The 3,857-nt window shown below is 73.5% G+C and carries 2 protein-coding genes and 1 pseudogene; 1 reads left to right on the forward strand and 2 read right to left on the reverse strand.

The window, feature by feature from the left end:
• A partial coding sequence (locus tag IH13_RS0114935) for a nitrate- and nitrite sensing domain-containing protein (RefSeq protein WP_199814670.1) occupies positions 1 to 810 on the reverse strand: 810 nt, incomplete at its 3' end.
• A gap of 477 nt (positions 811 to 1,287) precedes the next feature.
• Here IH13_RS0114935 and IH13_RS0114940 point away from each other — a divergent pair.
• On the forward strand, positions 1,288 to 1,743 hold the full coding sequence (locus IH13_RS0114940; protein WP_031084640.1) for a hypothetical protein: 456 nt from the start codon (positions 1,288 to 1,290) through the stop codon (positions 1,741 to 1,743).
• A gap of 108 nt (positions 1,744 to 1,851) precedes the next feature.
• Here IH13_RS0114940 and IH13_RS37515 read toward each other — a convergent pair.
• A pseudogene (locus IH13_RS37515) lies at positions 1,852 to 3,857 on the reverse strand (hypothetical protein); the annotation flags it as partial.

Raw genomic sequence — 3,857 nt, forward strand, 5'->3', positions numbered from 1 at the left:
GGTTCCGGGCTTCTTGAACGCACCGGCCGCGATGAGTTTCTGCTCGGCCGTGCGCAGCGGTTCGGTGTCGGGACCGGACCAGTACTGCTCCATCCGGGCCCGCTCGGCCTCCGGCAGCAGCTCCAGGTTGACCTCGTAGAGGAGGCGGCGGTTGGCGGCGAGGTCGGACACGGCACGCAGTTCGGGGGCACCGAGCCGTCCGGCGATCAGCCCGGACGCCACCAGGGCGTCCTCGCGGGAGAGCATCTCGCGGGCCCGCGAGACGCCGACGAGGGCGCGGAACTGCTTGTCCGCCGAGACGTTCTCCATGGTGTGGAGGCCGTTGAGGAAGCGGTAGCAGGGGTCGACGAGCCCGTTGTAGAAGTCGAGTGCCCTGGTCCGGTCGATGGTGCGCCGCTCCACGGAGGACCGCAGGGCGTCCAGGCCGTCGACCTCGCTGAGGATCGAGTCGAGCCGCGCCTCGGCCTCCGGGCTCAGCGCGTCGCGTACGTCGTCGCGTGCGGCGCTGCGCCGGACGTCCGCCACGACCCGGTCCGTCGCGGCGCGCCGTCGCAGCAGGAGCGGCAGGGCCTCGGAGGCCCGGGGATCGGCGAGGAAGACGAGGGTCTGGCGCCGTTCGTCCTGGACGGCACGGACGGTGTCCTCCAGGGGATGCCCGACGTTCTCCATGATGGAACCGGCACCGAGCAGGTCGCGGGCCTCACGGCCGGTGATGTAAGTGGCGAAGACCCACAGCCCGGTGAGAGAGACGAGCGGCACCAGGAGCAACGCCACGATCTTCCTGCGGATGGACTTCCCGCGAAAGCGCATGGCCTCCCCCAGCTCGACCCCGCACCGCGGGGGTGGTCGTGTCGGTGTGGTTCCGGTCTTCCGGCGGTGGCGCACCGGAGGCCCATCGGTGTTCCGTCAACAAACGGCGCGAGCCTACTACTGACTTACGGACAACTCGAAGGCACGTCCGGACGATTTTCGGCCGCCCTTCCCCGTGTTGATCACCAGTTGTCCCGGTATAACCGGCGGAGAAATTTGTGAATGTGCCAGAGAAAGCCAGGCCGCCGCCCACGATTTCGCGTCGGGCGGTTGGCTGGATCTCTACGTTCCATGGGCTTTCGGTGCTGATTGAGGGTGTTCGACGGGAATCTTCACCCCCCGGCGTTCGTCCACCTGTACGGGGGCAGACGGCCTTGTGGGGTACGCGTGGCACGGCGGAGGGCTCCGTCGGCGTAGAACGGGCGCATGCCGGGCAGCCACCCCCTGAGTCGTACGGCGGAGGGGAGTTGAAGGTCCGTGGAGACGGATGAACGCCGGAACGCGTCGGCGGCGGCCGGGCCGGCGGGCGGCGGTGGGATCCCCCGGCAGCAGCTGTGGGTGGAGGAGCCCGCGATACGGCGGCGGATGCCCGATCCGGTGCGTACCGCGGCCGTGCGGGCGGTGCTGATCATGTCGCTGACCATCATCCAGGCCGTGGTGGCCTTCCTGTGCACCCTGGCAGGGTCGTGGCTGGCCTTCCCGATGGTGCTCAGCGGGGTGGCCAGCACCGTGGTCGCCACCTGGTCCGTGCTGGACGTGTGGGTGACCCGGCAGGTGTGGAACCAGCGGCACGGCGTGGTCTCCGTGCCGAGCAGCACGGCCCGCCGGATGCGGCGCGAGCGGCGCAGGGCGAGGGCCGCCGCCCGGGCACAGGCCCCCCGGAGCGCCCGAATACGACGCCGCGGCGCGGGCGGCCTCTCCCGGGTGGCCTGACCGCGGCCGCGGCCCGCTCTCCTTCCGATGTCCGGGAGGCGGTGGATGCGGGGACGGCGCCCGGCCGGGGCGCGGCCCCGCCGCCCCCACCCGTTCGGCCTCCTGGGTTCAGCGCACCGGCGAGCCCGGTGACGGATCCGCCGGGGCGCGGGTGTCCGTCTGCGAGCGCATCTCCGGGACGGGCGCGGCCACCGGTGCCTCGGCGGGCTGAGGCGACCGCCTGAACATCCGGGTCGCGGTGATCTCCCCGTGCACCGTCTCGCCGTCGGGGTCCTGCTGCGGAAGCCCCGGCCTCAGGTGCTCCTCGACACTGATGTACTTCAGCCCCGCGCGCAGGTCCGCGTCGTTGCGCAACCGGATCACGAGCGGGAACTCGGCGAGCGCCGTGGTGTCGAAGAGACCGGTCGTGTACAGCAGCTGGACGCCCAGCGCGTCGGAGACGGCCCGCTGGAGCTCCAGCAGGTACGTGGCGTTGGCGCGGCCGATGGGGTTGTCGAGGAAGAGCGTCCCGGCGTGGCGGTGCCGGTCGCGCCCCCGGTCGTTGCTGCGCAGGGCCGCCATGGTGCAGTACAGCGCGATGGCCGCGGTGAGCAGCTGGCCGCCGGAGAAGACGTCGCCCATCTGTCCCACGGGCACCCGCTCGGCCCGGAGCACCGCGTCCGGCTTGAGGATCTCGACCGCGATGCCCTTGGGCCGCAGCGCCGCCTCGACCCCGCGCAGCAGCAGGGACATGCCGTCCCTGCGCAGGTCGGAGTTCTTCTTCAGCGCCGCGTGCGTGGCCTCGTCGATGACCTCGCCGAGCCGTTCGGTGAGGGTGGCCTGGTCGGGTTCCTCGAAGCGGATGCGCAGGAACTCCTGCCCCGACCACTCCCCCAGCCCTTCGGGGAGCCGGGAGAGCCGCTGGGCGGAGCGCAGCGTGGTGAGCGCGGAATCCACCAGGCCGCGGAGCCGGTCGACGATGGAGTCGCGGTTGCGCTCCAACTGGGCCAGTTCGTCGGTGAGCACCCGGAGCCGGGGCGCGAAGGCGGCGGCCCACTTCTCCGCGTGGTCGGGAAGGGCGGCGGCCGGGAGTTCGCGGATCTGCTGCCGGGCGGGCGTGCGGACCTGTTCGTAACGGGTGGAGTTGGCGTGCCGTACGAGCACGTCGCTCGCCTCCCGCACGGAGGCCTCGGCCGCCGAGAGGTCGCCCGCGCAGCCGCGCAGGGAGCGCCGGGTCTCGGCGGCCGACTGCCTGGCCTCGTCGAGGGTTCCGGGATACGGCTCGGGGGGCTCGGCCTCCTCGTCGGGCGTGTGGTCCCTGAGCAGGTCACGCAGGAGGGCCGCGGTCTCGTCGAAGCCTGCGGCGGACTCCTCGGCCGTGCGGTGGGCGCGGAGCAGCTGGCCGTGGGCGGCGCGCGCGGTCTCCAGCGCCTCGGTGGCGGTGGCCAGTTCGGTGGTCGCGGTCCGGAGCAGACCCTGCGCCTGGTCCGCGTCGGCCGGGACGAGGTCGTCTCTTAGGGGCGAGCCGTTCCGTCTCGCCGCGGAGCCGGCCCAGCTGTTCGCTGGCCGTGGAGGCCCTGGTCTCCAGCAGGTGGACGAGGGATTCGGCGCGTGCCGCGGCGGCCTGCCGGGAAGGCCCGTCCGCCCCGTCGGTGCCTTCCAGGAGGGCCGCGGCACGGGTGCGGACCTTGTTGGTCAGGCGGTCCAGTTCCGCCAGGGCGGCGCTCTCGTCGCCCTCCGCGCGGGCCTGTTCGGCGCGCAGGTCGGCCCCGACTCCGACCTTCTCGTAGAGCCGGGAGGCGGCCCGGTAGGCCTCGCGCAGAGCGGGCAGGGACGTGCGGGCGCTGTCGGCGGAGGGCTCCGGGAGTGATTCCGGGGCGCCCGCGATCTCCGCGCGTTCGGCGCGCAGCGCGCGGGCGGTGCGGTGGGCGTCGTCCGCCGCCCGCTGGGCGGCCCGGCGGTCCTCGTCCGCGGCGCGTGCCCGGTCCAGGCAGGCGGCGGCGCGGGCCTCGGATTCGGCCGCCTCGTCGGTGAGTTCACGGAGCCTGGCCTGCCAGGCGGCCCGGTCGCGGAGGCGGTGGGCGAGGCCGGCGAGCGCGTCGGCGGCGCGGCGGGCGCGCTGGGCGGCCTCCTGT

It is taken from the genome of Streptomyces sp. NRRL WC-3549 (genome assembly GCF_000721935.1).
Taxonomy (GTDB): domain Bacteria; phylum Actinomycetota; class Actinomycetes; order Streptomycetales; family Streptomycetaceae; genus Streptomyces.